General features: G+C 59.5%; 18 protein-coding genes and 2 pseudogenes. 9 read left to right on the top strand and 11 right to left on the bottom strand.

Features of this window, described 5'->3' with window-relative positions; translation table 11 throughout:
• Positions 1–83 precede the first annotated feature (83 nt).
• Complete coding sequence (locus tag ABEH28_RS14590) at positions 84–1004, top strand: LysR family transcriptional regulator (protein WP_346630332.1); 921 nt, start codon at positions 84–86, stop codon at positions 1002–1004.
• Between the two features lie 572 nt (positions 1005–1576).
• Positions 1577–1763: pseudogene (locus tag ABEH28_RS14585) on the top strand (SDR family NAD(P)-dependent oxidoreductase); the annotation flags it as partial.
• 221 nt (positions 1764–1984) lie between these two features.
• On the opposite strand, the gene ABEH28_RS14580 reads toward ABEH28_RS14585, so the two are convergent.
• Positions 1985–2233, bottom strand: a complete 249-nt coding sequence (locus ABEH28_RS14580) for a CsbD family protein (protein ID WP_133775252.1) — start codon at positions 2231–2233, stop codon at positions 1985–1987.
• A 269-nt stretch (positions 2234–2502) separates the two neighbouring features.
• On the opposite strand from ABEH28_RS14580, the gene ABEH28_RS14575 reads away from it, so the two are divergent.
• Positions 2503–3129 carry a glutathione S-transferase gene (locus ABEH28_RS14575; RefSeq protein ID WP_282367843.1) on the top strand — a complete coding sequence of 209 codons (627 nt, stop codon included), beginning with the start codon at positions 2503–2505 and terminating at the stop codon, positions 3127–3129.
• Between the two features lie 126 nt (positions 3130–3255).
• Here ABEH28_RS14575 and ABEH28_RS14570 read toward each other — a convergent pair whose 3' ends face one another.
• From ABEH28_RS14570 to ABEH28_RS14560, 3 genes are all read right to left on the bottom strand, one after another.
• Complete coding sequence (locus ABEH28_RS14570; protein WP_192174709.1) at positions 3256–3624, bottom strand: histone-like nucleoid-structuring protein, MvaT/MvaU family; 369 nt, start codon at positions 3622–3624, stop codon at positions 3256–3258.
• Between the two features lie 157 nt (positions 3625–3781).
• Positions 3782–4213, bottom strand: coding sequence for a GNAT family N-acetyltransferase (locus ABEH28_RS14565; RefSeq protein ID WP_346630331.1), 432 nt, complete (start codon positions 4211–4213; stop codon positions 3782–3784).
• Positions 4214–4359: 146 nt separating this feature from the next.
• Entirely contained in the window at positions 4360–5304 is a 945-nt protein-coding gene (locus ABEH28_RS14560; RefSeq protein ID WP_346630330.1) for a LysR family transcriptional regulator, read from the bottom strand.
• Positions 5305–5407: 103 nt separating this feature from the next.
• Between ABEH28_RS14560 and araD1 the strand changes: the two genes are divergently transcribed.
• From araD1 to ABEH28_RS14545, 3 genes are all read left to right on the top strand, one after another.
• Positions 5408–6406, top strand: coding sequence for an AraD1 family protein (araD1, locus tag ABEH28_RS14555; RefSeq protein ID WP_346630329.1), 999 nt, complete (start codon positions 5408–5410; stop codon positions 6404–6406).
• 69 nt (positions 6407–6475) lie between these two features.
• Positions 6476–7795, top strand: coding sequence for an MFS transporter (locus ABEH28_RS14550; RefSeq protein ID WP_346630328.1), 1320 nt, complete (start codon positions 6476–6478; stop codon positions 7793–7795).
• A 54-nt stretch (positions 7796–7849) separates the two neighbouring features.
• Positions 7850–9406 carry an altronate dehydratase family protein gene (locus ABEH28_RS14545; RefSeq protein WP_346630327.1) on the top strand — a complete coding sequence of 519 codons (1557 nt, stop codon included), beginning with the start codon at positions 7850–7852 and terminating at the stop codon, positions 9404–9406.
• 193 nt (positions 9407–9599) lie between these two features.
• On the opposite strand, the gene sfnG is transcribed toward ABEH28_RS14545, so the two are convergent.
• The gene (gene sfnG, locus ABEH28_RS14540) at positions 9600–10700 is read right to left on the bottom strand and encodes a dimethylsulfone monooxygenase SfnG (RefSeq protein WP_346630326.1); all 1101 of its coding nucleotides are present in this window, start codon (positions 10698–10700) and stop codon (positions 9600–9602) included.
• 397 nt (positions 10701–11097) lie between these two features.
• Between sfnG and ABEH28_RS14535 the strand changes: the two genes are divergently transcribed.
• On the top strand, positions 11098–12336 hold the full coding sequence (locus tag ABEH28_RS14535; protein ID WP_346630500.1) for an acyl-CoA dehydrogenase family protein: 1239 nt from the start codon (positions 11098–11100) through the stop codon (positions 12334–12336).
• 131 nt (positions 12337–12467) lie between these two features.
• Here the strand turns inward: ABEH28_RS14535 and ABEH28_RS14530 are convergent, their stop codons facing one another.
• The 4 genes and pseudogenes from ABEH28_RS14530 to ABEH28_RS14515 all read right to left on the bottom strand — a co-directional run bounded on the left by ABEH28_RS14530 (position 12468) and on the right by ABEH28_RS14515 (position 18985).
• A complete protein-coding gene (locus ABEH28_RS14530) occupies positions 12468–13169 on the bottom strand; it encodes a VacJ family lipoprotein (protein ID WP_346630325.1) in 702 nt (233 codons plus the stop codon).
• 104 nt (positions 13170–13273) lie between these two features.
• Positions 13274–14667: pseudogene (locus ABEH28_RS14525) on the bottom strand (efflux transporter outer membrane subunit).
• Positions 14664–17798 (bottom strand): efflux RND transporter permease subunit, encoded by a 3135-nt coding sequence (locus tag ABEH28_RS14520; RefSeq protein WP_346630324.1) that lies wholly within the window; start codon positions 17796–17798, stop codon positions 14664–14666. Before ABEH28_RS14520 ends, ABEH28_RS14525 begins: the two are co-directional and overlap by 4 nt.
• Before the next feature lie 2 nt (positions 17799–17800).
• The gene (locus tag ABEH28_RS14515; RefSeq protein ID WP_346630323.1) at positions 17801–18985 is read right to left on the bottom strand and encodes an efflux RND transporter periplasmic adaptor subunit; all 1185 of its coding nucleotides are present in this window, start codon (positions 18983–18985) and stop codon (positions 17801–17803) included.
• A gap of 143 nt (positions 18986–19128) precedes the next feature.
• On the opposite strand from ABEH28_RS14515, the gene baeS reads away from it, so the two are divergent.
• Both baeS and ABEH28_RS14505 read left to right on the top strand, forming a co-directional pair.
• On the top strand, positions 19129–20514 hold the full coding sequence (gene baeS / locus ABEH28_RS14510; RefSeq protein WP_346630322.1) for a sensor histidine kinase efflux regulator BaeS: 1386 nt from the start codon (positions 19129–19131) through the stop codon (positions 20512–20514).
• 3 nt (positions 20515–20517) lie between these two features.
• Positions 20518–21201 carry a response regulator gene (locus tag ABEH28_RS14505; RefSeq protein ID WP_282367830.1) on the top strand — a complete coding sequence of 228 codons (684 nt, stop codon included), beginning with the start codon at positions 20518–20520 and terminating at the stop codon, positions 21199–21201.
• A gap of 27 nt (positions 21202–21228) precedes the next feature.
• Here the strand turns inward: ABEH28_RS14505 and ABEH28_RS14500 are convergent, their stop codons facing one another.
• Both ABEH28_RS14500 and ABEH28_RS14495 read right to left on the bottom strand, forming a co-directional pair.
• Positions 21229–22719 carry a chemotaxis protein CheW gene (locus ABEH28_RS14500; protein ID WP_346630321.1) on the bottom strand — a complete coding sequence of 497 codons (1491 nt, stop codon included), beginning with the start codon at positions 22717–22719 and terminating at the stop codon, positions 21229–21231.
• Positions 22716–24482, bottom strand: a complete 1767-nt coding sequence (locus ABEH28_RS14495) for a PAS domain-containing methyl-accepting chemotaxis protein (RefSeq protein ID WP_346630320.1) — start codon at positions 24480–24482, stop codon at positions 22716–22718. The genes ABEH28_RS14500 and ABEH28_RS14495 overlap by 4 nt, the downstream gene beginning before the upstream one ends.
• Between the last annotated feature and the right edge of the window lie 5 nt (positions 24483–24487).

Below are 24487 nucleotides of genomic sequence, written 5' to 3'. Positions count from 1 at the left end.
CGGGCTCCGAGTGGGTTGATGGCCTCACCGTAGCGTCGGGTCTACTATGTTGGAAATGAATTCCCGAAACACATGGTATTTACATGAGCAATAGCTTGCATCGGCTGGATCTAAATCTTTTGGTCACGCTGGACGCGATGTTGGCCGAGCAAAACGTCACCCGAGCGGCGCGATTGCTGAACCTTGCTCAGCCAACTGTCAGCTTGCAGCTAGGCCGTCTCAGAGAGATGCTGAACGATCCGTTGTTGCTGCCTGGCCCTCGAGGGATGTTGCCCACAGAGCGGGGTCGCGAATTGCGTGGACCGCTGCGCGAAGCACTCGCGGCTTTAGAAGGCGCGCTCAGCCCCACTGTGGCCTTTGAGCCCTTACTGTCGACTCAAACCTGGAAGGTGGCCGCCAGTGATTACGCAACTGCCGCTCTGGTATGGCCGTCACTCGGGCCGATGCGGCGCCTTGCGCCAAACACTCGATTGGCGCTGCTCAGCAAATACCCGACCGACCTGGCTCATGATCTGGAGAACGGTCGGCTCGACCTGGCTTTGCATATCCGCGATGAAGCGCCGCCGAAGTTACGCCAGCGCTCATTGGTTCACGAGCGCTACGTGCTGGCCGGGCGGTGTGATCACCCGGCGTTGGCGTCCAGGCTAAGCCTCAAAGCGTTCTGCAAGCTTGAGCATGCGGTCATGTCTCCAAACGGAGCGGGTTTCGTAGGCAGCACTGACCAGGCACTTGCTGCCAAAGGTCTGGAGCGGCGCGTCGTCTTGTCGGTGCCCAACTTCAACTCGCTGCTATCCGCATTGGCGCACAGTGATCTTGTTGCAGTTGTGCCTGAAAGGCTGGTACGTGATGAGCCGGCCCTCCTTGTCCAAGAGCCGCCGCTCAGCATTCCGGGGTTTGAAATGCTCATGCTATGGCCGGAGCGAGTGCACCGAGACCCCGCCCATATGTGGCTACGCGAACTCATCGCTTCGAATGTGCCTGGAACGCCTAACCCCCAGGTCTGAGTAGTCAATGCGACGACTCAATTCTGCCGGTTGATCAGTCGCAGTCGATCCGACGCTGAACACATGTCAGCGCTGCGACATGGCAACTTATCCGGGAAGCGCGGTCGCCTTTCATTACTCTTTGCAGTGGCCGCGCTTTTTCTGATGCTTGGTGCAGTATTTTTTGTCATCCCCATGCAGCCATTTGTCTTGCTGCACTTTTTCCCAAGGCGACAGACAGGAATTGAAACCGCGTCCCCACCCTTGCCAGTAGCGCCCTTGGAGATGAGCCCGGGCGTCAGCATCCCGCGCCTCATAGCCCGAACCCTGCTCACGAGCTTCGCAGCCACGATGAAAACCTTCCCCGTAAGCTCCGGTTAGAGGAACTGTTCGAAACCAGGCGCACCCGGTCAGACACAACATCACAGACATGACAATCCAGGTACTGAGGAACCGTTTGGCCACAAAGCCCTTCCCGGGGAGCGAGAGACGTAGAAGTTGAGATCTACGAATGAGATCACAATGGCATCACTTTGTTCGCCGAGAGGTCTGTGTTATCAGGATATTTAGTGCCGAATGAAAAGAAGGTAAGCATGAACAACACCCGAACTGCATTGGTGACAGGTGCTACCAAAGGGATAGGTTTAGCGCTCAGCTCCCAATTGACCGAGTCAGGATGGGATGTGGTTGGCATCGCCAGGCAACCAATCGATGACTTTCCCGGCACGCTAGTGCTGTGTGATTTAGCTAACGCCTAGAAACTCCTCTAAGTGGATACGGCGCGAGCCATGCAAACCAGCGAAGATGTTATGTGAAGATGAATTAAATGAGTTGCTCGTTGCTTCCGGCACACTCGCATCGTAAGCAAAACAAACGGTGGGCCTCAGGACATTCCTGTCCACGCCTTCCTCCCCCCGAAGCTGCTAGCGGGCAGTCATCGGGGGGCAGGCATATCTAAACTGAACTGGAAGGCCCCTGTAGGAGCGTCCCTCGCTCTTCACTCAGCGGCGAAAGAGACGGTCCAGAATCAGCAAAGCAATTCCACCAATGGCAACTGCAGCGACTGGTTTCTCTTTAACAAACGCAGAGATGCTGTCCATCGCATCGCCATAGGCCTGGGTCAACTGACCAGAAGCCTGGCGACCAGTACCCTCCGCCTCCAGCTTCGAATCACCAAACAGTTTCCCTACTGCGCTCTGTGCTTTGCCGGCAACCTGCTCTACAACGCCTTCTACCTGTTCGCTCTTCATGATTCACCAAACCTTCGTGTGTGAGTGACCCAGGATCAGCCTGGGATTGGCGCAACGTGCGCAGAATTAGGGGACGGGCGCAGTGATTAGTTCAGCGGGGATGAGCCTCTGGATTCCTCCGCATGACACCCACCACCCCTACCCGTCGCCATCCTGACCGAGACACGGCCTTCGAGAAGGCTACTGACTACTGATTTCGCAACCTTTTAGAACCACAGTGCGACACAACAGTCTGTCCCTACACACCTTTCCATCTCATAGGGATCTTCATGATCATCGTTCACCATCTCAATAATTCCCGCTCGCAGCGCATCCTCTGGCTACTCGAAGAGCTCGCCCTGCCCTACGAAATCAAGCACTACCAAAGAGACGCCAAGACCAACCTGGCGCCCCCTGAACTGAAAGCCATAAACCCGCTGGGCAAATCACCGGTTATTCAGGATGGTCCTCATGTGCTGATCGAATCCGGGGCTATCGTCGATTATCTGATCCGCCGCCACGGCGACGGCCGCTTGCAACCTGACCCGGCCACCGCAACCTATGACGAATATGTGCAATGGCTACATTTCGCAGAAGGGTCGGCCATGCTGCCGTTGATGTTGAGTCTTTATGTCGGGCGCCTTGGGGAAGCTGGCAAGCCGCTGCAGCCGCGAATCGAATCTGAACTGGCCAACTATCTAGGTTACCTGGAGACCGCCTTGAAACTTACTCCCTACTTGTTGGGTGAAGAAATCAGCGGCGCGGATATCCAGATGAGCTTTATTGGCGAGTTTGCAAAGTCCCAAGGCATGCTGCACGACTACCCAGGCATCTCCGCGTGGATCGACCGGTTCCAGGCGCGGCCGGCCTATGTCAGTGCGGTAAAAAAAGGCGGTGATTACAAGTTCGCAAGCTGAGTACTAAGCGCGCAGGCTTGGTAGGCCCTGCCCTGAAAGCTTCTCCAGACGCTTCATAGCTCACGTCAGAGCGCAATCGCAGCCATAAAAAAGCCGTCTTACGACGGCTGTTTCAACTCCAACGGGTTATTTAACCAACCAGTTCTCAACCTCGTCGCCGAACTGGCCTTTCCAGGCTTTCAGCAGCTTGTGATTGCCGCCCTTGGTTTCTACGACCTCACCTGTCAGGGGGTTTTTATAAACCTTCATCTCTCGGGCCTTGCGTGTCTTTTTCTCGGCGGCCACTGGAGCAGACGGCCGACCGCTGGTTCCCTGAGGATCGAGAATGCCGACTATCTCTCTCAAGCTGAAGCCGTACTCACCGAGCAGGCCACGCAGTTTGGTTTCAAATTCGATTTCTTTCTTCAAACCGCTGTCATTTTTCAGGGTTTCAAGTTCGGCAAGCTGGGCTGCGAGCTGTTGTTCAAGTTTGCGGAATTCAGCAAGGCGGGACATTTAAATCTCCAAGGTCGTTTTGATACGACCGATGTTAGCCGAACGCCGGTAATCAGTCATTCGCCTAGGTATATCCATTCCGCTTCGAATCCTGACCGGCTGCACCCAACCGGTTTCTCCAGCTTTCTGGCTGAAGCGTTGCTGTAGCCGAGGCGCATCAAGCACAGCGCTCATACGTAAGATAATCATGTGCGCCGGTACCCGTGTGTACAAAGCCAAACCGCTCATACATCAACCTTGCAGGGTTGTCTGCTCGCACACTCAAGCGCAACTGACTAAAGTCCTGACTCTTGGCATCTAGCGCATACGCTGCCAGCAGCGCTGTTCCAACGCCGCTGCGCCTATAACTTGAATCTACATGGATTGTGCAAAGCTCAGCGCATTCGGGCTGCCGAGTCCAAAGTGAGTAACCTGCGAAATGACCGTTCAAAAGAGCTATGTTTAGCCGATCGAAATTCTCCACCCAGCATGTCAGGTGCTTCTCGAATTGGGAGTTCCAGGAAGCCTCGTGGTCGGGCTCCCAGGAACGGATATAGCTCTGCTCTCCCCGGTAGATGGCCGGGAGATCGGTGACGACTGCTTGTCTCATTATGAGTGTCATTTCCTGCCCTTGGAGTGTGTCGCCCGGCCGCTCTCTGAGGCTATAACTTGCTTAGAACACGGGCTCACTTTGAGCGACGGCGTTCGTTGATGATCACAGGCTCTGCTGTAGCTCTCTACCTTCGGCTGCGGTGATCAATGCTTGAGTGAAGAATTCAACCCCACCCCCGTCATCTCCTCAATCAGCAACACCATCGACGCCGTGTACTCGACATTCGATCGCGTCACAATCTCATAAGGCTCGCTAGTGGACTGAATCGTCAGCGCCAGTTTCACCAACATACCGTGCTCCACCGCCATCTGAGCGACGTCGTTCGGCATGACGGCTACCAGATTCGGATCCTTGAGCAGCAGCGACAACGTTGTGAAGGTCGACGAGGTTTCGATCGCGTAAAGCGGAAAGCTCAGCCCCACCTGGCGAAACTCGCGCTCCAAGGTCAGGCGCATGGGCATGTTGACCGGGAAGACCACCCAGCGGCTGTCCATCAAGTCGTCCAACTGCAGCTTCGGAGCATGTGCGAGGCGATGCGCCGGATTCGCCACCACCACCAGCGGTTCCTGTGCGCGGAAGCGTGTTTGATAAGCGCCCGGACGCGGGCTCACGCTGGTTCGGCAGATCGCAACGTCCAACCTTCCCTGATCCAGCAAGCTCAACAACCGCGAACTGGTGTCTTCGACGATGGAAATCGACAACTCCGGTTGTTTGTCGCGCAGTCGCGCCAGGCTGTCCACCAGCGTCGGCACGGCGCCCATGATGGTGCCGATCGCCAGGCGCCCGCCTTGTCCTTTGAGGATGCCGACCATTTCTTCGCGGAGGTGCTCAAGGTCGGTGTGAATCAAGCGGGCGTAACGAATCACGCAGCGGCCAAGATCGTTGGCCTCCAGACCCTTGCTCGTGCGCTCGAAGAGGCTTGAACCGAAAACCGTCTCGATTTCCTGCAACGCCTTGGTGGCGCCCGGTTGCGACAGCGCCATGATCTCGGACGCCTTGCGCACCGAGCCATGCTCGTCGAGGGCAATCAACAGGCGCAGCTGCTTGAGTCGCAGGCGAGACACCATGGATGAGAAGGACGGCAGCATGGGTATACCTAAAGGTTATCGCCTGGGTCGTAACTCTCATTAGGCAGCAGCAGGCTGGAAATTTAAAGTGGCCTCAACCATAACAACAAGCCGAGGCCTCACCATGCGGTTAATCCAGTTTGAAGATTCTGCGGGCCAGCGTCGTGTCGGCGTGGTCGAGGGCGACTCGATTCAGGTGGTCAACGGCACATCCAGCACGCGCACCCTTGCCCTCGCCGCCATTGCCAATGGCCACAGTCTGCAGCAGGAAGTCCAGAGCGCGGGCACCGCACTGAGTGCCGAAAGTTATACCCATCTATTGGACACAGGCCGCGTCCTGCCGCCACTGGACCATGAAGACCCGGCCCACTGCCTGATCAGCGGCACTGGTCTTACCCACCTGGGAAGCGCTTCGACTCGCGACAAGATGCACCAGGAAAAAGCCGACAATCAGGCTGAGATGACGGACACCGCGCGGATGTTCCAGTGGGGCATCGACGGCGGCCGCCCGGCAGCCGGTGCTGTGGGCGTTCAGCCAGAATGGTTCTACAAGGGCGACAGTTCGATTGTGGTACGGCCGAATCAGGCCTTCCAGTCGCCGGGCTTCGCCGAGGATGCGGGCGAAGAGCCCGAGCTGACCGGCCTCTACGTGATCGGCCATGACGGCAAGCCTCACCGCCTGGGCTTCGCCTTGGGCAACGAGTTCTCCGACCATATCATGGAGCGCCGCAATTACCTGTACCTGGCCCACTCCAAGCTGCGCAACTGCGCCTACGGGCCAGAGCTGCGCGTCGGTGAGTTGCCCCGGCACCTGGCGGGCACCAGCCGGATCTGGCGCGACGGCAAGGTGCTCTGGGAAAAAGAGTTTCTCAGCGGCGAGGACAACATGTGTCACAGCCTGGAGAATCTGGAATACCACCACTTCAAGTACACCCAGTTCCTGCGCCCGGGTGATGTGCATGTGCACTTCTTCGGCACGGCCACCCTTTCAGTCGCGGACAACGTCAAAACTCAGCCGGGTGATCGGTTCGAGATCAGCATGAACGAGTTCGGAAAGCCGCTGTGCAACAGCATCGAAGTCGCGCCTTCTGCGTTCAATATTGGAGACGTGAGGTCGCTGTGACAGGTCAGGCCCTGCATCGGGCCTTTAGCAAGGGATGCATTTCATAATAAACATAAGAGTGAGATGAACATGACCACTGGCAATGTACAGGCCGTTACGCCTGCTGCTTCGATGAGTGCCGCGAGCGCCCGTCCCACCACGGTGCGGTGGAGGATATTCCTGCTTCTGCTGCTCCTGTCGGCCATCAACTACATCGACCGGGCGTCGCTGTCCGTTGCGCTGCCGCTGATCTCCGCTGATTTCAACATGACGCCGGCGCTGGAAGGTTTGATGCTCAGCGCGTTTTTCTGGTCGTATGCGCTGATGCAAATCCCTGGCGGCATGCTGCTCGACCGTTTTCAGACCCGCAACATTGTCGGCATAGCCACCATTGGCTGGGGCCTGTTCCAGGCCTTGGCGGGCGGCGCGCACAACTGGATCACGCTGCTCATCACGCGCATCGGTCTGGGCGTCGCAGAGTCACCGATCATGCCGGCCGGGGCCAAGCTCAACGGCGCCTGGCTGACGCCGAACGAGCGCGGTCGCGGTGCGACCCTCGTCGATGGCGGCGCACCGCTGGGCACTGCATTGGGCGCCATCCTCATCGCGGGATTGATCACCTGGTTTGGCTCCTGGCGGATCGCATTCGTCATCGCGGGTGTCGGCACCATGGCCGTAGGCGTCTGGGCGTGGTGGTACATCAGAAATCACCCCAGTGAACACCCCAAGGTCAATGCTGCAGAACTGACTTACATCACTGACGCCAATGAGGCGGCCAGAAAAGCCACGGGCGGGCGCAAGGCGATCCTCAAGGAATTGCTCAAGAGCCGTTCCGTGCTGGCCATGTTCGCGGGCTTCGCTTGCTACAACAGCGTGTTTTACGGCCTGCTGACCTGGATGCCGAGCTACCTGCACCAGGCCCATAATCTGGACATCAAGGCCATGGGCGGCGCGACCTTTCTGATCTTCATGTGCGGGTTCATCGGCGAACTGTTTGGCGGCTGGGTGGCGGACAAATGGAAAGCGGCCGGCGGGCAACCCAACACCGTCATGCGCAGCATGTTCGCAGGCTCCGCAGCCATTGCCGCCCTATGCATTCTCGCCGTGGCTTATACCAGCGACGCCATCGCTGTCATCTCGCTGCTGTGCGTCGCGCTGTTTTTCATTCGCTGGTGCGGCATGTACTGGTGCCTGCCCGCGATCCTCGGCGGCCAGTCCAAAGCGGGCGTGTTGGGCGGCAGCATGAACTTCTGCGGGAACATGGTCGGCGTGATTGTGCCCATCCTGATTGGCCTGATCGTGCAGTACACCGGTTCGTACTTCCTGGCGCTGATCTTCTTCGTCGTCATGGCGTCCGGGCTGATGCTGTTCTCCAGCCTGATCGATTACCGCGAGCGTGGATTGGCCTGACCTGCCCTATGCTCCACTCCCATTGCGCTCACTGAATAAACCGAGGCAATCGTCATGCAGCTCATAACTACAACAGGCAGTGCAACCGCTGCCAATGCCGTGATCCGACTCAACGTGCTGGACGATGTGTTGATCGCGCGGCAACCACTGGTCAAAGGTCTGGTGCTTCAAGCCGAAGGTATCGAGGTGCTTGAGCCTGTGCCTTCCGGTCACAAAGTCGCGGCGCGCCATATCGACGTGGGCCAACCCGTGCGCCGCTACGGCCAGATTATCGGCTTCGCGAGCCAGCCCATCGAAGCGGGACAACACGTCCACGTCCACAACGTCGCCATGGGGGATTTCTCTCGGGACTATGCGTTCGGTGTCGACGCCAAGGGCAGCCCTGCCCCGACCGCAGAGACGTTCATGGGTATCGTGCGCGCCGATGGCCGTGTGGCCACTCGCAATTACATCGGTATTCTGACGTCGGTCAATTGCTCGGCCACTGTGGCGCGGGCGATTGCCGATTACTTTCGCCGCGACATTCACCCTGAGGCGCTGATTGAATACCCCAACGTCGACGGCGTCGTCGCGCTCACCCACGGCGTCGGCTGCGCCGTCGACCCGGGTGGCGAGGCACTGGCCATGTTGCGCAGGACGTTGGGGGGCTATGCCGTTCACCCGAATTTTGCCTCGGTGCTGATGATCGGCCTGGGTTGCGAGACCAACCAGATTCCCGATCTGCTGGCCGCCCAGGGCCTCACCAGCAGCCATTCGCTGCGCACGTTCACCATTCAGGGCACGGGCGGCACGTCGAAGACCATTGCCAGTGGCATCGCGCAAGTCAAGTCACTGCTGGCAGAAGCCAACAACGTCAAACGCGAACCGGTCAGCGCCAGACACCTGATCATCGGCCTGCAATGTGGTGGATCGGACGGCTACTCGGGCATCACGGCCAACCCGGCCTTGGGCAATGCGGTCGATCGCCTGGTGGCGGCGGGCGGCACCGCGATTCTGTCGGAGACGCCGGAGGTCTACGGCGCCGAACACTTGCTGACCCGTCGCGCCGTCAGCCAGACGGTCGGTGAAAAGCTCATCGCCCGTATCCACTGGTGGGAGGCCTATTGCAAGCGAATGGACGCCGAGCTGAACAACAACCCTTCTGCGGGCAACAAAGCCGGAGGCTTGACCACCATTCTGGAAAAATCCCTGGGTGCCGTCGCCAAGGCGGGCTCTACCGATCTGGTGGATGTCTACGAATACGCTGAAACCGTCAGGGCGCACGGCCTGGTGTTCATGGACACCCCCGGCTACGACCCGATCTCCGCCACTGGCCAGGTCGCCGGCGGCGCCAACCTGATTGCCTTCACCACGGGGCGCGGTTCGGCGTATGGCTGTGCGCCCTCGCCGTCCATCAAGCTCGCCACCAACAGCCGTCTCTGGGAAACCCAGGAAGAAGACATGGACGTCAACTGCGGCGGAATCGCCGACGGCTCCATGACCATCGAAGAACGCGGCGAGTACATCTTCCGCATGATGCTGCGCATCGCCTCGGGTGACAAAAGCAAAAGCGAACAGCATGGCTATGGCCAGAACGAGTTCGTGCCGTGGCAGATCGGCGCCATCACTTAAGCCTTGGCATCCCCTTTTGCATCCCCTTCGACACGCGGGTTCCCGTCGTCCAGCACGACGCGGAGCCGCTTCATTTAGCGGGCTTCCCGTCTCGCAGATTCATTACTCATCCAAACAGGAAACCTGACATGACTCAGATTCTTGGTCTGAACTACATCGGTGGGGACAGTGGCCATGGTTTGTAACCCGTACCTCAGGCGCTTTGAGCAGTAGGAACAGTCTGATGTGAAGCTTCCAGCTCCCGTACGAGCGGCAGTACGTGTTCACCGAAATACGCCACTTCCTCCTGAAAGTGCAGAAAGGCAGAGAGCACCAGATCCACGCCCACGGCTTTCAACGCCACAATGCGCTCCGCAATCTGTTTTGGCGTTCCAATCAGATTCGTTTTAAACCCGTCGTTGTATTGAACCAGGTCTTCAAACGTGGATTTGGCCCAATTACCCTCACCTTCAGGACTGGCATTACCGGCCTGTTTTGCTGCATCGCCGAACGCATTCACGGCTTCAGGGTCAGCCTGATCGATGATGTCCTGGAGCACCGCGCGCGCTTGCTCTTCGGTTTCGCGGGCGATGATGAAGGCATTGACCCCGATCTTCACTGAATGCCCGTTGGCCGCTGCCTTCGCCCGAATATCATCCACCTGCGCCTTGATACCTTCTACCGTGTTGCCATTGGTGAAGTACCAGTCGGAGACGCGTGCAGCCATGTCCCGGGCCGCGCGGGAACTGCCGCCCTGAAAGATTTCAGGATGGGGCTGCTGAATCGGTTTGGGACGCAGTGTGTAATTGTGGAAGCGATAGAAATCGCCCTTGAAGGTGAAATTGTCTGTGGTCCAGATGCCTTTCAACGCCTGGATGAACTCTTCCGAACGACGGTACCGCTCGTCATGCTCCAGCCATGGTTCGCCAATGGCCTGGAATTCACCTTTGAACCAGCCACTGACGATGTTGATCGCCACACGGCCGGCCGTGAGTTGATCGATCGTCGCCAGTTGCTTGGCAACCACGGCGGGCGTCCAGGGCCCGGGAAGGATGGCGGCAATCACCTTGAGTTTCTCGGTCGCCGCCAGCAATGCATGGCTGAACGCAACAGACTCATGCTGGTTATCGGCGCCGTATCCGGCGGTGAAACGGATTTGCGTGAGCCCGTATTCAAAGCCCGACTTTTCAGCAATTTGCGCCAGCTTGCGGTTGTACTCGATGCCCCAGTCGGTGCGCTGCTCGATCTTACTGACGACCAAACCGCCGCTGACGTTAGGTACCCAGTATGCGAATTTAATTGCGTTCTGACTCATCTACCGATCTCCAAATAGAGCAAGGGAGCCGCCCGGCGTGGTCGCCAAGTACGGTGTGCCCACCTTCCTGCCATGGAAATAGCAGCAACTGTGCCAGTTGTTTATTTACTGCAATTTCAACAGGTTAACGACCGGGTAAGGGGTTTGGATTTGTCGGCAAACACCGTTTTGCTGAACAGGTGTTTCCAGGCAAACAGTTGTGTTTCCCGCACGCCGCGAAACCCTGTCGCAGGGCAGCCAGCGAAACAGCACAACTGTTGATGCATCAACAGTTGTGCCCGCTCATTCAACGGATTCACCGAGAATAATCGGCCCGATATCGTTCGGCATGGAGCATGCAAAGCGGGTGTATCAAAGCCGCCAGCACCGGACAGCTTTCATCATCACGGGATTTCCCATGCCTGACACGCCGAACAATCCGCTTTCTCTGGGTACCGACTACGAAGCACTGGTTAATCGTTTTCGGCCGCTGTTCCAGCACATTGCAGCGGGCACCGTTGAGCGAGAAAACGCTCGTACTCTCCCATACGAACCCATCAAGTGGCTCAAACAGGCCGGGTTCGGCGCTGTCCGAGTGCCCAGGGAATATGGCGGCGCCGGCGCGTCTGTTGAGCAACTGTTCGAGTTGCTAATCGAATTGGCCGAAGCCGACTCCAATATTCCGCAATCCCTGCGCGGCCATTTTGCCTTCGTGGAAGATCAACTGAATTCGCCCCCGACGGCCGAACGCGACACATGGTTTCGGCGCTTCGTTGAAGGCGATCTGGTGGGTAACGCCTGGACAGAAACAGGGACTGTGAAGCTCGGTGAAGTCATCACCAAAGCGATTCCGGACGGAGCGCAGTTTCTGTTGAGCGGGAAAAAGTACTACAGCACCGGCAGTCTGTTTTCAGACTGGATCGATGTGTACGCGCAGCGCTCGGACAATGGTGCCGACGTTATTGCAGTGGTGGATGCCCATCACGCCGGCGTACAACTAAGCGATGATTGGGACGGCTTTGGACAACGCACTACCGGCAGCGGGACCTCGGTGTTCAATAACGTTCCGGTTCCCGCTACACACATCATCCCCTTCGAAAACCGTTTTAAATATCAAACCGCGTTCTATCAACTGGTATTGCTTGCCGTATTGGCGGGCACAGGTCGGGCGATAGAACGCGACATTACCCAGCAGATCCGCGAGCGCACACGCGTTTACAGCCACGGTAATGCCAGCCGCGTCAGCGCCGATGTCCAGATCCAGCAGGTGGTGGGCCAAATTTCCGCCCAGGTTTACGCTGCACAGGCCACCACTCTTCGCTCTGCAAGACCGTTGCAGCAAGCCTATGAAGCTCGCTTTTCGGGGAACCCCGAGGCAGAGCGAACGGCAAACATTGCAGCAGAAATCGAAACGGCGAAAGCACAGGTCGTCGTCTCTGACCTCATTCTGCGAGCCGCTACCGACCTGTTCAATGCGCTCGGCGCCTCAGGCATCAGCGTCAATAAAGCCCTGGATCGACACTGGCGAAACGCGCGTACCGTTGCGTCCCATAACCCGCTCATCTACAAGGCGAAGGTCGTCGGTGACTGGAGTATCAACGGCAACGAGCCACCCTATGTCTGGCAAATCGGCCAGGGAGAGCCGAAAGCCAGTTGAAAGCACTGTTTCCAGCCAGGGATTTCGATCCCTGGCAGACGACAGACACCGCGGGCTTGCGGCATGAGAGCGAGCAAGCCCGTCACGGTGCCTCATCTTGGCACCGGCCATTATGCGGGTCGTCCCACTGATCAAAAGTCATCCTGCACCTCTCCACCGTTGATCTTGAAAGCTCGGGTTTGCAGATAGACACTTCGGATGAAGTTGTACTTGTCGCCCGTGATGAGTTTTTCAGACTTCAGGTATTGAGCACGTCCGTCGATGATGCTCGCGCCATACAGGCTATTACGCGTAGGGACGTCGCCGATGTAGCGAATCGGGTTGGCGTAGGCATCGGGCAGGATTGCCGGTGCATCGCGCAGTGTGCTCGGGCCCAGAAACGGCAGTACCAGGTACGGGCCGCTACCGACCCCCCAGTAACCGAGGGTTTGACCAAAGTCCTCATCACTGCGCTGTAACCCCATCGGCGTGGCGACGTCGATCAAACCCGCCAGGCCAATCGTGCTGTTGAACAGAAATCGACTCGTATCGACGCCGGCGCTATGAAACTTGGCTTGAAGTAGATTGTTAGCCAGATTCTTCACCTCCCCCAGATTGTTCAACACGTTGTGAATCCCATCCTGGACAAGGTGGGGGGTGACGAATTGATAACCTTGAGCCAAGGGTTTGAGCGCATACGTGTCCAAGGTGTCGTTGAACGAAAACACCGGCCGGTTAAAACCTTCCCATGGGTCCGTGTCCGGATCCGCATGGCAAAGCGGTGAAGCGGTGATCAAGCAGGCGCAGGTGAGCCCTTGAAGGCGACGGCTGAGTGCGGAACGAAAAGCGCACATGTTTATTCCCTAGTGAGTGAAGTAACCCGATTTGATCCGCGCAGGCCGTTCCATCGCTGCAGTTGCGTGTGTGTGCACGTGGCGGCGTCATTTCGACTGAGCCCTCAGTACCAGCCGCCTCCCAGCACTTTGTATAAGGTGATGCGGTTGCTCTGCTCGGTCAGGCGCAGCGTGATCAGGTCTTGCTGGGCGCTGTAGAGCGAGCGTTGTGCATCCAGGCTTCGAGGTAACTTTTCGAGCCGCCTCGATACAAGGCATCCGAGAGTTCGAAGCTTTTACTGCTGGCGTCGGTCAGCGCCTGTTGCGCGGCGATACGGCGATCCAGCGTGCTGCGCACGGCCAATGCGTCAGCCACTTCACGGAACGCGGTCTGCAGGGTTTGCTGATAGGTCTGCACCTGGATGTCACGTTCGACGTTGGCCGAATCCAGGGTCGCGCGGTTACTTCCCCCGTTGAAAATGGGCACGCTGATACTCGGCGCGAAGGTCCAGGCGCCGCTGCCGGCTTTGAACAGGCCCGCCAGCGCAGAGCTGGATGAGCCGGCGCTGGCGGTCAGGGTGATGCTGGGGTAGAACGCCGCACGGGCCGCGCCAATGTCAATATTGGCGGACCTGAGCGTGTGCTCCGCCGACAATACATCCGGACGCTGTTGCAACAGGCTGGAGGGCAAGCCCGGTGGAATGTCCACCAGCACCGCCGCCGATTCCAGGTGCGTGCCCGGCAAAAGCGCTTCGGGCAGATCAATGCCCACCAGCAGGCGCAAGGCGTTACGGTCCTGCAGAATCTCGCTCTCATAGAAAGCCACATCGCCCCGTGCCGTTTCGACCGTGGTCTGTGCCTGGGCCACGGCCAACTCCGCAGAGCCGCCCAAGGCATAGCTGCGCTGGGTCAGGTCGTAGGTGGCCAACTGGCTGGTCAGGGTTTGCTGGGCCAACGACAACCGTTCGTTGTCGGCGGCCAGCGTCAGCCAGGCCGTGGCGACCTCGGCCACCAGGCTGATTTGCGTGCTGCGCCGGGTCTCCGTCAGCGCCAGGTAGTCTTCCAGCGCTTCGTCACGGAGGTTGCGTACCCGGCCAAATACGTCCAGTTCATAACTGCTCAGCCCCAGTTCGGCGCTGTAATCGTGGGTGGTGACTGCGCTGCCGGTGTTGGACAGTCCTCCCGGCGTACGGCTGTGGGTGCCGCTGACGCTTGCGTCAACGATGGGAAACAGGTCCGCGCGCTTGATGCGGTACTGCGCCTGGGCCTTTTCAACGTTCAGGCTGGCCAGGCGCACGTCGCGATTATTGGCCAGCGCCAGGCTCTGCACCTGCGCCAGGCGACGGTCAGTGAAAAACTGCTGCCATTTGATGTCTGCGCTGACCTGCCCTTTCGGCAGGCTGGCGGCCGGCAGCCATTGCTCGGAGACGGGCGCTTCAGGGCGCTCATACTGCGGCGCCAGATTGACGCAGCCCCCCAGGGCCAATGCGGCCAGCAAGGGCCAGTGTGACTTGATCATGCATCACCTGTCGGGGCAGATTGGATAGCATTGCGTACGCGCCCAAAGCGGCGGCGGATCAGCAAAAAGAACAGCGGTACGAAGAAGATGCCCAGCACCGTGGCGCTGAACATGCCGCCCAGCACGCCAGTACCGATGGCCTGACGCCCGGCCGAGCCTGCGCCAGTACTCAAGGCCAGTGGCAATACGCCGAACATGAACGCCAGGGACGTCATCAGGATCGGCCGCAGGCGTTGGCGCACCGCGATCAGCGTGGCATCAATCACGCTGTTGCCCTGCTCTTGCAGGTGCTTGGCGAACTCGACGATGAGGATCGCGTTTTTCGCGGCCAGACCCACGGTGGTCAACAGCCCGACCTGGAAGTACACGTCGTTGCTCAACCCGGCGACACGGGTCGCGAGCACTGCACCGATCACCCCCAGGGGCACCACCAGAATCACTGAGAACGGAACCGACCAACTCTCGTAGAGTGCGGCCAGGCACAGGAACACAAACAACACCGAGATCGCGTAGAGCAGCGGTGCCTGAGACCCGGACAGCCGTAGCTGATAGGACTGCCCTGTCCACTCGTAGCCGATGCCCTGAGGCAATTGCCCGACGATGGCTTGTACCGCGTTCATCGCGTCCCCGGAACTGACGCCTGGCGCGGGATCGCCGACGATTTCCAGGGACGCATTACCGTTGTAGCGCTCCAGTAACGGCGAGCCATAACTCCACGCGCTGCTGGCAAAGGACGAGAACGGCACCATGTCACCGTTGCTGTTGCGCACAAACCAATGATCAAGGTCCGCCGCCTGCATGCGCGAGGAGGCTTGCCCCTGCACATAGACTTTCTTCACCCGGCCCTGGTTGAGAAAGTCGTTCACGTACGTACCGCCCAACGCCGTCGACAGGGTGGCGTTGATGTCGCTGGTGGTCAGGCTCAGGGCGCCGGCCTTGCGGTCGTCAATGCTGATCTTTAGCTGCGGCGCATCGTCCAGGCCATTGCTGCGAACCCCCTGCAAGCGTGGGTCTTTTCTGGCCAGCTCAAGCAACTTTTCGCGAGCCGCCACCAACGCGTCATGGCCGAGGCCACCGAGGTCCTTGAGTTGAAGGTCGAAGCCCGAGCTCTGGCCCAGGCCGCGCACCGTCGGAGGCTGCATGACGAACGCGTCGGCATCACCGATGCTGGACAGCGCCATGGTCGCCCGCTGGGCAATCGAGGCCGCATCCTGGCCGGAGCTACCACGCTCGGCCCAGTCCTTGAGGCGTATAAAGGCCCGCGCGGTATTCTGGCTGTTGCCGCCCATGCCTAGCCCGCTGATGCTGATCATCGATTCGACTTCGGGCTGTTTGAGAATGTAGTCCTCGAACTGCTTGATCACGCTTTGCGTACGGCTGTCCGTCGCGCCTACCGGCAACTGGATCTGTGCCAGCAGAATCCCCTGGTCTTCGTCCGGCAGAAACGAGGTGGCCAGATTCATGTAGCCCACCGCCATGACCACCAGCACCAGCCCATAAAGCAGCAGGCTTCGTCCCCAGCGCCGCAACACCACACCCACCCACCGTTCATAACCGGCGCTGGCCCGTTCAAAGGTGCGGTTGAACCAGCCGAAGAACCCGCGCTGAGCACCCGGCGTCTTGTCGTTATGCGCTTTGAGCAGCGAAGCACATAGCGCGGGTGTCAGGGTCATGGCCACCAATACCGAGAGGACCATGGCCGAGACAATGGTCACGGAAAACTGCCGATAGATAATCCCGGTGGAGCCGCCGAAAAACGCCATGGGGATGAACACCGCACTCAGTACCAGGGTGATGCCGACCAGTGCACTGCTGATTTCACTCATCGATTGTCGCGTGGCAGCCATGGGCGACAGCCGCTCGCCCATCAACCGCTCGACGTTTTCCACCACCACGATGGCATCATCCACCAGCAAGCCGATCGCCAGGACCATGGCGAACATGGTCAGGGTGTTGATCGAGTAGCCGAACAGCGACAACACGCCGAACGTGCCCAACAGCACCACCGGCACGGTAATCGCCGGGATCAGCGTCGCGCGCAGGTTCTGCAGGAACAGAAACATGATCAACACCACCAGCACGATCGCCTCGCCCAGGGCCTTGACCACCTCCTCGATGGACAGGCTCACAAACGGCGTGGTGTCGTAGGCAATCACGTTCTTGAGCTGCATTTCTGCCGGGTAGAACGGCTGCATCTCCTGAAGCTTGGCCTTGACCGCCTCGCCGACGTTCAGCGCATTGGCGCCTGCCGCCAGTTGCACACCCATGGCCGCCGCGGGCTTGCCGTTGAGCGCCGTACTGATGTCGTAGCTTTCACTGCCCAACTCCAGGGTCGCGACGTCGCCCAGCAGGACCACAGCCCCATCACTGTCGGACTTGACCACCACATTACGAAACTCTTCGACGGTTTGCAGTTTGCTGCGTGCGCTGATGGTGGCGTTCAACTGCTGCCCCTTGACGGCCGGCAAGGCACCGAGCTGGCCGGCGGAGACTTCGGTGTTCTGCGCCTCCAGGGCACTGCTGACGTCCGAAGGCATCAGCGCGTATTTTTCCAACAGCGCAGGGTCCAGCCAGATGCGCATGGCGTAGCCTGATCCCAACGTCTGCACATCGCCGACACCGTCTATTCGGCTGATCGAGTCCAGCAGGGTGGTGGAGATGTAGTCACCGATCTGGGTGCCGGTGACACTGGGATCAGCCGAAGCCAGCGCGACGATCATCAAAAAGTCCGAGCCGCCCTTGGTCACGGTCAGGCCCTCGCTTTGTACCGTTTGCGGCAGTCTTGATTCGGCTTGTTGCAGCTTGTTCTGCACCTGCATCTGGGCGACATCAGGGTCGGTGCCGGCGGTAAAGGTCAAACTGATGCTGGCGCTGCCCGCCGAACTGCTGGTGGCCGACATGTAGGTCAGGTTATCCAGACCCTTCATCTGCTGCTCGATGACCTGAGTCACCGAGTCTTCCACGGTCTTGGCCGAGGCCCCGGTATACGTGGCGGAAATCTTGACGGTGGGCGGTGCGATGTCCGGGTATTGCTCAAGGGGCAACTGGCTGATGGACAGACCGCCGCCGAGCATGATCACGATGGCGATGACCCAAGCGAAAATCGGTCGATTAATGAAAAAGTGCGCCACGTTCAACCCTCCTTCACGGGGGTAGACGGTGCGGCTGCCTGATCACTCGCGTCCTGCACCTGCACGGCGGCCCCGGCACGGACTTTTTGTCCGCCCTCGACGATCAACTGATCACCCGTCTTCAAGCCGCCCGTGACCCACCACTGATTACCCACGGCGCGGTCGATGGTCAGTTCACGCTGTTCGACCTTGCCGTCGACCACCAACAACGCCGTGGTCACGCCGCTGGCGCTGCGATTTACGGCTTTTTGCGGCACCAGAATGGCCTGGTCATTGCGCGCCTGTTCCAGCACCCCGCGGACATACATTCCCGACAGCAGCAGGTGATCCGGGTTGGCGAACTCAGCGCGCAGCGTGACGGTGCCCGTGCTCTCGTTGACACTGACACCGCTGACCTTGAGCCGTCCCTCGTGGTTGTAGGTGCTGCCATCGTCGAGTTTCAGGCTGATGCGTGCCTCGCCCTCGCCGCTGGACTGCAAGACGCCGCGGGCCAGGTCACGCTTGAGCCGCAGCAGTTCGGTGGTCGACTGGGTAACGTCCACATAGATCGGGTCGAGTTGCTGCACCGTCGTCAACGCGCTGTCCTGATTGGCCACCACCAACGCCCCCGGGGTCACGGTGGAGGTTTCAATCCGTCCGCTGACCGGCGAGGTGATACGGGTGTAAGCCAGATTGATCCGGGCGGTCTGGACTTCGGCCTCGGCGACTTTTACGTCGGCGGCGGCCGTCAGCAAGGTCGCCTGAGCGTCTTCGTTGTCTTGCTGGCTGATGGCATTGATTTTCGCCAGTCCGGCGTTGCGCCTGGCCGTGGCCTGCGCCGAATTGAGCGTGGCGCGGTACTTGGCCAGACTTGCCTGAGCCTGCGCCAAAGCGGCGGTATAAGACGCCGCATCCAGCTGGTACAGCGCTTGTCCGACATTGACATCCGCACCCTCGACAAACAGACGCCGCTGGACGAGGCCACCGACCTGCGGACGAATCTGCGCCACCATGAACGCCTGGGTGCGCCCCGCCAGCTCAGTGATCAGCACCTGGCTCTGGGGTTTGATGCTGATGACCGAGACTTTCGGGATCACCGCTTGCGGTGCAGGCTCGCCGCCGGAGCAACCGCCCAGCAGAACCAGAATGATCAGGGACAGGAGAACCGCGGCGGTTACCAGGAATTTGGCGAGTATTTTCGTCGACATAGCTGCCTCTGCATAACGGAATGGCTTGAGTCGGCGCCATCGTGCAAGGCAAATGTGCAGGAAAATTGAAGATTGCCCGCCCGGCTTGAATCTTTCTTTGGTCAGGGCCTAAATGCCCCATCCCTTCTTACCGGCCCGCCTCCATGAAGTTGAGTATCTCCACCAAGCTGTTTATTGCCGTACTGGCCGGCGCGCTGCTGGTCATCCTGAGCATGGGCCTGGCGACGGGCTGGAGTTTCGGAAGGGGCTTTCTGGGCTATCTCAATGAGCAGGCGCTGGACCGCATGGCGCCGGTGTTACCGCGCCTGGAAAGTGCCTACGCGCGTGAGGGAAGCTGGGAGTTCCTGCGCAACCAGCCGGATCGCTGGTTTGACATCATGCGGCCCGAACTCGGCGAGGATCCGGCGAAGAACGACTTGCGCACCCCCCTGGCCTCGGACCTGACGGGGGCCCTGTTTCGCATCGCGTTGCTGGATAAACACAAAAAGCGCGTGAACGGCTACCCCGACATCGGCAACGACGCGCTGTTACGCCCGATCGTGGTGGCGGATGAAACCGTCGGCTGGCTGGCTGTTACCCCGTTCCAGAGCGTGACGGAAGCGGGCGGTGAACGGTTCCAGCAATACCAGTTGCGGACCAGCCTGGTCATGGGGGCCTTTTCGCTGCTGCTGGCGATGCTGATTGCCTGGTGGATCGCCCGCACATTGCTGGAGCCGGTCAAACGGGTGGCCGCCGCAACGCATCGCCTGGCCAGCGGCGACTACGGCGGGCGGGTGGTGGTGGCCTCCAATGACGAAGTGGGTCAACTGGCCCGTGACTTCAATCAGCTCGCCTACACCCTGGAACGCAATGAACAGATGCGTCGCGAGTTCATGGCGGATGTGTCCCACGAGTTGCGCACCCCGCTGTCAGTATTGCGCGGTGAGCTGGAGGCCATTGAAGATGGCGTACGCACCCTCAACCCAGAGTCGATGAAGTCATTGCAAGGTGAGGTCAGCATGCTCAGCAAACTGGTGGATGACTTGTATGAGCTGTCCCTGGCGGATGTAGGCGCACTGACCTACCGAAAACAGCCGTGCGCAGTGGATCAACTGCTGGAGGCCAGCGTGTCGATGTTTCAGGAGCGCTTGAACGCCCGGCAGCTGCGCGTTGAACTGGACCTGCCGTCCCAGCCCCTGGAACTGTCCGCCGATGCCAATCGCCTGCAGCAATTGTTTTGCAACCTGCTGGAAAACACTGTGCGCTACACCGACCCGAACGGGCTGATCCACATCAGGGCCGTCCTTGATCGCGACAACGTATGCATCGAATTCCTGAACTCCGGTCCTGGGGTGTCGGACGAGCAGCTGCCGCGCCTGTTCGAACGTTTTTATCGGGGCGAATCGTCGCGCGCCCGGGCCAGCGGCGGGGCCGGCCTGGGGCTGGCCATCTGTCGCAGCATCGCCCTCGCCCACGGCGGCAGCCTCAGCGCCGCTCACTCGCCTCTCGGCGGGCTTTGGCTGACGCTGCATCTGCCACGGAATATCTGAACCATGACCGACGACTCCCCGATCCTGATCGTTGAAGACGAACCGAAGCTGGCCGCATTGCTGCAGGATTATCTGATCGCGGCGGGCTACCCGACCCGATGCCTGGACAACGGCTTGCAAGTGGTGCCGACCGTGCGCGCCCAGACACCGCGCTTGATTCTGCTCGACCTGATGCTGCCCGGGCGCGACGGTATGCAGGTCTGCCAGGACCTGCGCGGTTTCAGCGCCGTGCCGATCATCATGATCACCGCCCGCGTTGAAGAAGTGGACCGCCTTCGGGGCCTTGACCTGGGCGCGGACGACTATATCTGCAAGCCTTTCAGCCCCCGCGAGGTGGTCGCCCGGGTCAAGGCCATCCTGCGCCGCGGCCCCCAAATGCTGACCAGCGTCCCACCGCGACTGCTGATTGATGAAGCACAACACCGTGCGTCACTCAATGGTGTCGAACTGGACCTGACACGCATTGAACTGCGGCTGCTCAGCACCTTTGCACGTTCAGCTGGGCGGGTATTTTCCCGTGATCAGCTGCTCGACAAGCTCTACTCCGACCACCGCGTGGTCACTGACCGCACGGTGGACAGCCATATACGCAACCTGCGGCGTAAGCTGGAACAGGCCTGCCCGGGTGAGACGCCCATTGAATCGTTGTATGGCGTGGGCTATCGATTTCTGCTCACTGATGCGTGAAGCGTCAGCGAGGCAAATGCCCCTGGCTCAACCTGCGAGGCGCTGGGTCTGCGCTTCAATCGCCGCCATCTCCAATCCCCTGACGACGTTGCTCAGATTGATCAGCGTCATCCAGCGCACCTGATCACCCTTGCCGATGCTCACCAGGCTGCGCATGCGGTCGTTGAGCGAACCCCTGACTCTGACGCTCTGCTCCCAACCCTCGGGATGCTCGGAGGCCGGGTGGGTGAAGGTTTCAATGGAGTCGGTCCGGTTGACCACCAGCCCGAAGCTATTAAGCTCGCCCTTGACCAGCAGTACCCGCTCCAGCGTATTGTCGGGAGGCGTTGCGCCTTCTATCAGACTGCTCAGGCAGACCAGCGGAATCTGTTCGCCACGTAAATTGAAACTGCCCAGCAAATGGGTTTCCTGTTGCGCGAAGCGGACAAAGTGCTCAGGCATATCCAGGATTTCCAGCACTTGGTCCAGCGGAACCACGAACGGCTGAGAGGCCTGGAACACCAGGCACGTCTGGTTCATCTGCGCGAGGCGAGAGCCCAGCGCGTCCTGGATCGGCGGACTGGTCTGGTAGATCCGGGCGAAACTGAGCGTCTCCTGTCGCTCCACCAGCGCGCGATGTTCCAGCAACAGCGCCTGTTCTCCGTTTTCCAGGCCGACGACACCGGCAAACAGCGCGGGCTCCCGTAACCCATAACGCGGCAACGGCAGGATTTCATGAGCACGCTTGCGCACGATCGAGATCATTCGGTCATAGGTCAGACCGATGCGATAGCCCTCCCGCGAGGTCAACACCAGCAACTGGGTCTGGTTGCGCGCCTGCTCAGTCGCCGGGCATTCAATGCCCAGTATCCGGTTCAGGTTCAAGGCAGGCACATCCACACCACGCCGGTTCACCACGCCCAGGCAATAGTCGCCCCCCAGCTTGCTGGGCAGCATCTCCGGTCGGTCCACCAGCTCGGTGATCGCCTTCGCGTCCACGGCGTAGCGCTTTCCTTCGCACTCGAACAACAGCAAGTGATGCAGCTCCCGGGCGGGGTCCTGAACCTGCTTCTCCTGGTTTACATCCCCGGAGTGCGCAGTCAAGACCTGGGGCAAGCCGCACAGTGCTTGCAGATCGAGCCGGTAGATCATTCGCTCACTGTCCAGCAGCGCGAGTTCGGGCAGCAGCGCAACCGCGGTGCCCTCCCCGCAGAGCCGGCACAGATTTCGCGGCTCAACCTTCATCACATCACTGACGCCGCTGACCGCAATACCAAGGCGTCGGCCTTGATGATTGACGATGGCGACCATCTCCAGCGGATCGTGAGAGGAGACGTCATGCTCACCGAGCAACGACCGCAGTTCGATCAGCGGCAGCGCCCTCCCGCGCAGGCTGAACATGCCGAGCAGCGCGCCGCCTTGCTGCGGGTGAGGCTGCAGCCAGGTGGGCCAGTTGATCACCTGTTCCAGTGCGTGGGCGTCGATCGCGACTTCCATCCCGGCGATTTTGACGACCCCAAAAGCCAGGGCGTCGCTCACAGGCTTTCAACCTGGCCTGGCACGCTCAGGCCTTTGCCCAACCCGGTCGCCAGCTTGATACGGTTGAGCTCGCCGATCAGTTCGGCTACCCGCTCAGCCAGATGATGCTGTTCCTGGGTGGCCGCGCCGATGGTCGTCATCGCGCCATTGGTTTTTTCGACACCGGCCACGATCCGCTCGAACGCACTGCCCGCGCTGCGGGAGATCTCGCTGCCGGAATTGATGCGGCGGACCGTCTCCTGAATCAGTTTGTTGATTTTGGTAGTGGCCTGGGAGGATTTTTCAGCCAGCTTGCGCACTTCATCCGCCACCACTGAAAAGCCCAGTCCATGTTCACCGGCCCGTGCCGCTTCGATCGCTGCGTTGAACGCGAGCATGTTGGTCTGGCCGGCGATCGTACTGATCACCTCAATGATTTCCTGGATGTCTTCGGCGGATTTGCCAATGGTGTCCATCGCCGCCGACGCCTCGTTGAGGGTCTGGGAACCGCGCTGGGCTTCATCCTGGGTAATGCGTGCCTGATCGTTGGCGTCGCCAGTGGTTTTGACCACTTCGGCAATGGCCTGCATCAGGCGGGTGACTGACTCATCCATGGCCTGGGTCTTGGCTTCAATGGCTTCTTCCAGCTCGACCTGGGCGGTAATGTCGGTGGCGAACTTGACCACCTTGTAGGGTTGCCCCACCGCGTTGAACACAGGATTGTAGGTGGCCTGAATCCATATTTTCTGCCCGTATTTGCTGATGCGCATGAAGCGACCTGTGAAGAACTTGCCGCTGCTCAGCGCGCCCCAGAACTCACGATAAGGCGTGGTCTTGACGTACTCGGGTTCACAGAACAGCGAGTGATGGCGGTCCTTCAATTCCTCCATCCGGTAACCCACCAGATCCAGAAAGTTAGCGTTGGCCGAGAGAATATTGCCGCTCAGGTCGAATTCGATCACGCCCTGGGCGCGGTTGATGGCGTTGACCTTGCCTTCGTGCTCCATCGTCCGCAGTTTGGTCTCGGTGACGTCGGTGGCGAACTTGACGATCTTGTAGGTCTGCCCCTGGGCATCAAGAATCGGGTTGTAGGACGCTTGAATCCAGACATCCCGACCGTCCTTGCTCAGGCGCTTGTACTCGTTGGAGTCGTATTCCCCCTTGCCGAGTTTCTCCCAGAACTCGCGGTAAGCCAGAGAAGTCGCGTATTCGGGTTCACAGAACATGCGGTGATGTTGGCCCACGACTTCTTCCAGGCTGTAACCCATGGCCGCGAGAAACTTGCTGTTGGCGTTCAACACATAACCTTCAGGCGTGAACTCGATCAACGCCTGGGAGCGCTCGATTGCAGCGATTTTGCTTTCCCATTCGGCATTGCGATTGCGCACTTCCGTGACGTCGCTGGCAAATTTGACGATTTTGAAAGGCTTGCCGTTGTTGTCCATTACCGGGTTGTAGGTAGCCTGCAGCCAGATCTGGCGCCCGTCCTTGGCCTGACGCTGGTACTGACCGGCGTCAAACTTACCGGTGCCCAGCTTCTCCCAGAACATCAGGTATTCCTTGCTGGTCGCATAGTCGGGCATGCAAAACAGCCGGTGATGGCGCCCACGAATTTCCTCGATTTCGTAACCCATGCAATCGAGGAAGTTCTGGTTGGCGTACAGCACGTTGCCCTGCAGGTCGAATTCGATGACGGCCTGGGAGCGGTCGATGGCGCTCAGGAGGGAGTTCAAGTCAGCGCCGGCCTGGGCAAGTTCGGCAGCAGGGTTTGATCGGTTGTTCATGGGGC

This window comes from Pseudomonas sp. Ps21-P2 (assembly GCF_039672565.1).
In the GTDB taxonomy this organism is placed as follows: domain Bacteria; phylum Pseudomonadota; class Gammaproteobacteria; order Pseudomonadales; family Pseudomonadaceae; genus Aquipseudomonas.
This window is presented reverse-complemented; position numbering and strand designations above follow the sequence as displayed.

What these genes read in the sequence shown, in the direction of transcription:
- ABEH28_RS14590 (WP_346630332.1), top strand. Translation starts at nt 84, where the DNA reads ATGAGCAATAGCTTGCATCGGCTGGATCTAAATCTTTTGGTCACGCTG.
- ABEH28_RS14580 (WP_133775252.1), bottom strand. Translation starts at nt 2,233, where the DNA reads ATGAAGAGCGAACAGGTAGAAGGCGTTGTAGAGCAGGTTGCCGGCAAA.
- ABEH28_RS14575 (WP_282367843.1), top strand. Translation starts at nt 2,503, where the DNA reads ATGATCATCGTTCACCATCTCAATAATTCCCGCTCGCAGCGCATCCTC.
- ABEH28_RS14570 (WP_192174709.1), bottom strand. Translation starts at nt 3,624, where the DNA reads ATGTCCCGCCTTGCTGAATTCCGCAAACTTGAACAACAGCTCGCAGCC.
- ABEH28_RS14565 (WP_346630331.1), bottom strand. Translation starts at nt 4,213, where the DNA reads ATGAGACAAGCAGTCGTCACCGATCTCCCGGCCATCTACCGGGGAGAG.
- ABEH28_RS14560 (WP_346630330.1), bottom strand. Translation starts at nt 5,304, where the DNA reads ATGCTGCCGTCCTTCTCATCCATGGTGTCTCGCCTGCGACTCAAGCAG.
- araD1 (WP_346630329.1), top strand. Translation starts at nt 5,408, where the DNA reads ATGCGGTTAATCCAGTTTGAAGATTCTGCGGGCCAGCGTCGTGTCGGC.
- ABEH28_RS14550 (WP_346630328.1), top strand. Translation starts at nt 6,476, where the DNA reads ATGACCACTGGCAATGTACAGGCCGTTACGCCTGCTGCTTCGATGAGT.
- ABEH28_RS14545 (WP_346630327.1), top strand. Translation starts at nt 7,850, where the DNA reads ATGCAGCTCATAACTACAACAGGCAGTGCAACCGCTGCCAATGCCGTG.
- sfnG (WP_346630326.1), bottom strand. Translation starts at nt 10,700, where the DNA reads ATGAGTCAGAACGCAATTAAATTCGCATACTGGGTACCTAACGTCAGC.
- ABEH28_RS14535 (WP_346630500.1), top strand. Translation starts at nt 11,098, where the DNA reads ATGCCTGACACGCCGAACAATCCGCTTTCTCTGGGTACCGACTACGAA.
- ABEH28_RS14530 (WP_346630325.1), bottom strand. Translation starts at nt 13,169, where the DNA reads ATGTGCGCTTTTCGTTCCGCACTCAGCCGTCGCCTTCAAGGGCTCACC.
- ABEH28_RS14515 (WP_346630323.1), bottom strand. Translation starts at nt 18,985, where the DNA reads ATGTCGACGAAAATACTCGCCAAATTCCTGGTAACCGCCGCGGTTCTC.
- baeS (WP_346630322.1), top strand. Translation starts at nt 19,129, where the DNA reads ATGAAGTTGAGTATCTCCACCAAGCTGTTTATTGCCGTACTGGCCGGC.
- ABEH28_RS14505 (WP_282367830.1), top strand. Translation starts at nt 20,518, where the DNA reads ATGACCGACGACTCCCCGATCCTGATCGTTGAAGACGAACCGAAGCTG.
- ABEH28_RS14495 (WP_346630320.1), bottom strand. Translation starts at nt 24,482, where the DNA reads ATGAACAACCGATCAAACCCTGCTGCCGAACTTGCCCAGGCCGGCGCT.